Source organism: Oleiagrimonas sp., assembly GCF_027858935.1.
In the GTDB taxonomy this organism is placed as follows: Bacteria; Pseudomonadota; Gammaproteobacteria; order Xanthomonadales; family Rhodanobacteraceae; genus Oleiagrimonas.
This window is the reverse complement of sequence record NZ_JAQIBU010000076.1, coordinates 1-2,603: the sequence shown is the minus strand read 5'-3', so window position 1 is coordinate 2,603 and position 2,603 is coordinate 1. Positions and strand designations below refer to the sequence as shown.

The 2,603-nt window shown below is 65.5% G+C and carries 2 protein-coding genes; both read left to right on the top strand.

Translation table 11 applies throughout. The features are described 5' to 3' along the window. Window positions 1-1,071: UDP-N-acetylmuramoyl-L-alanyl-D-glutamate--2,6-diaminopimelate ligase (locus tag PF446_RS02995; protein ID WP_298069584.1), on the top strand; the 1,071-nt coding region annotated here is incomplete at its 5' end. Next, window positions 1,065-2,435, top strand: coding sequence for a UDP-N-acetylmuramoyl-tripeptide--D-alanyl-D-alanine ligase (murF, locus tag PF446_RS02990; RefSeq protein WP_298069582.1), 1,371 nt, complete (start codon window positions 1,065-1,067; stop codon window positions 2,433-2,435). The genes PF446_RS02995 and murF, both read left to right, overlap by 7 nt. Window positions 2,436-2,603: the final 168 nt, after the last annotated feature.

The window sequence follows — 2,603 nt, the reverse complement described above, 5'->3', positions numbered from 1 at the left end:
GCCACAATTGGCACCCTGGGGTCGGGGCTGGCCGGCGCGATGCAGCCCGGAGAGCGAACCACGCCGGATGCCATCCACACGCAGGAGCTGTTGGCAGGTTTTCGTGACGCCGGCGCCACGCACGTGGCGATGGAAGTGTCCTCGCACGCACTCGACCAGGAGCGCGTCAATGGCGTGGCGTTCGACGTGGCCGCATTCACCAACCTGACCCGCGACCACCTGGATTACCACGGCAGCATGCAGGCCTACGGCGAGGCCAAGGCCCTGCTGTTTGGCTGGCCGGGATTGAAGGCGGCGGTAATCAATGTCGATGATGCTTTCGGTCGTGGCCTGGCCGAACGTCTTCCGGAACAGGTGACGCGGTTGCGCACTGGCGTGGCTGCTGGGGATGCCGACATCAGCGCGAGCAAAGTGCATGCACGCGCGGATGGCCTGCATTTCCATCTCCATACGCCCTGGGGTCAGGCCCCGGTGCACAGCTCCTTGCTGGGTCTTTTCAACGTGGCCAATCTGCTGCTGGTCGCGGCGGTGCTTGGCACTCTGGGCGAGGATTTCACGTGCATCGTGCAGGCGCTGAACCGGTTGCAACCGGTCCGCGGTCGCATGAGCCGTCTCGGCGGCGTGGGTAGGCAGCCCCTGCTGGTGGTGGATTACGCCCACACTCCAGACGCGCTCGAAAAGGCGTTGCAGAGCTTGCGCGGTCATGCGCTGGGCACTCTGGTGTGCGTGTTCGGATGCGGTGGTGAGCGTGATAAGGGCAAGCGCCCGCACATGGGCGCGATTGCCGAGCGCCTGGCCGATCGCGTCATTGTCACCGACGACAATCCGCGCGGCGAAGACGGTGATGGCATCGTGACCCAGGTGCTTGCCGGAATGGTCCATCCCGAGCAGGTCCGTGTCGAACGTGACCGGGCAAGTGCTATCCGCCTTGCACTGGACGCAGCCGCAGCTGGGGATGTGGTGCTGGTGGCCGGCAAGGGGCATGAGGACTATCAGGAGTCAGGCGGCGAACGTCGTCCGTTCGACGATCTCGAGGTGGCCCGCGCGGCCCTGGAGGCGCGGCCATGCTGAAGCTGCACCTGCACCAGGTGGCCGAATGGACCTCCGGCGATGCCATCGGCGCGGACGTGGAGATGCAGGGCATCTCCACCGACAGTCGCCATATTGAAACCGGGCAGCTGTTCGTGGCCCTGAAGGGTGAGCGGCATGACGGGCATGAGCACGTGCGCGCTGCTGCTGCTGCCGGCGCACGCGGCGCATTGGTCTCGTGTCGCCAGGATGTCGACCTGCCGCAGGTGGTGGTGTGCGATACCCTGGTTGCACTGGGTGAAATGGCGCACGCGGTACGCATGCGCCGGCAGGGACGCGTGGTCGGCATCACCGGTTCCAACGGCAAGACCACGGTCAAGACGCTGACGGCGGCGATACTTGCGCGATACGGCCGAACGCACGTCACTTCGGGCAATTTCAACAATGAGATCGGCCTACCGCTGACGATCCTGGGCATGCCCGAGAATAGCGAGTTCGCGGTGCTGGAGATGGGGGCCGGAAAACCCGGCGACATCGCCTACCTGGGAGCCATCGCACAGCCCGAAATCGGCCTCGTCACGACCATCGGTCCGGCGCATCTTGAGCGCATGGGCAGTTTGCAGGGCATTGCCGAAACCAAGGGCGCGCTGTACTCGGTGCTGCCGGCCGATGGCGTGGCCATCATCAACGCCGATGATCGCTTTGCCGACTATTTCTCGGGACTGGCAGGACATCGCCGCGTCCTGCGCTTTGCGCTGGAGCACGAGGCCGATGTGGGTGCGCAAATCCTGGAGATGGGCACCGAAGGCAGTCGATTCCTGCTCAGCACGCCGCAGGGCGACGCCGAGATCCGCTTGCCGCTTCCGGGGCGCCACAACATCGCCAATGCGCTGGCTGCTGCCGCGATCGCCTGCGCGCTGGAGGTGCCGATGGAGCACATCAGCCATGGCCTTCACCATGCCGGCAGTGTCTCGGGTCGTTTGCGCAGCCGTGCGATGCCCGGCGGCTGGACCCTGATCGACGACAGCTACAACGCCAATCCGGCCTCGACCCGAGCCGCCATCGACACCCTGGGCCTGGCCCCGGGCCCGGGCTGGCTGGTGCTGGGTGACATGGCCGAACTGGGACCGGACGCGCGTGACCTGCATGCGCAGATTGGCGTGTACGCCCGCGAGCATGGCATCGGACGGATATTCGCCGTGGGTCCGTTGAGCCGCTCCGCCGTCGAGGCCTTCGGCGAAGGTGGTTTGCATTTTGACGACCAGGTGATGCTGGTTGGCGCGGTTCGCGAGGCGCTTGATGCTGGGGTGACGTGCCTGGTCAAGGGTTCGCGAAGCGCAGCCATGGATCGGGTGGTCGCCGCGCTGGAAGCCGATGCAAAAGAGGGGGGGGCACATGTTTCTTGAACTGGCCAAATGGCTGTCGACCTACATGAGCGCGCTGCGGCTGTTCGAATACATCACGTTCCGCACCATCATGAGCGCCTTGTCGGCGCTGGCCGTGTGCCTGCTGCTGGGCCCGGGCATGATCCGCAAGCTGGCAGCAATGAAAGCGGGACAGATCGTGCGCGACGA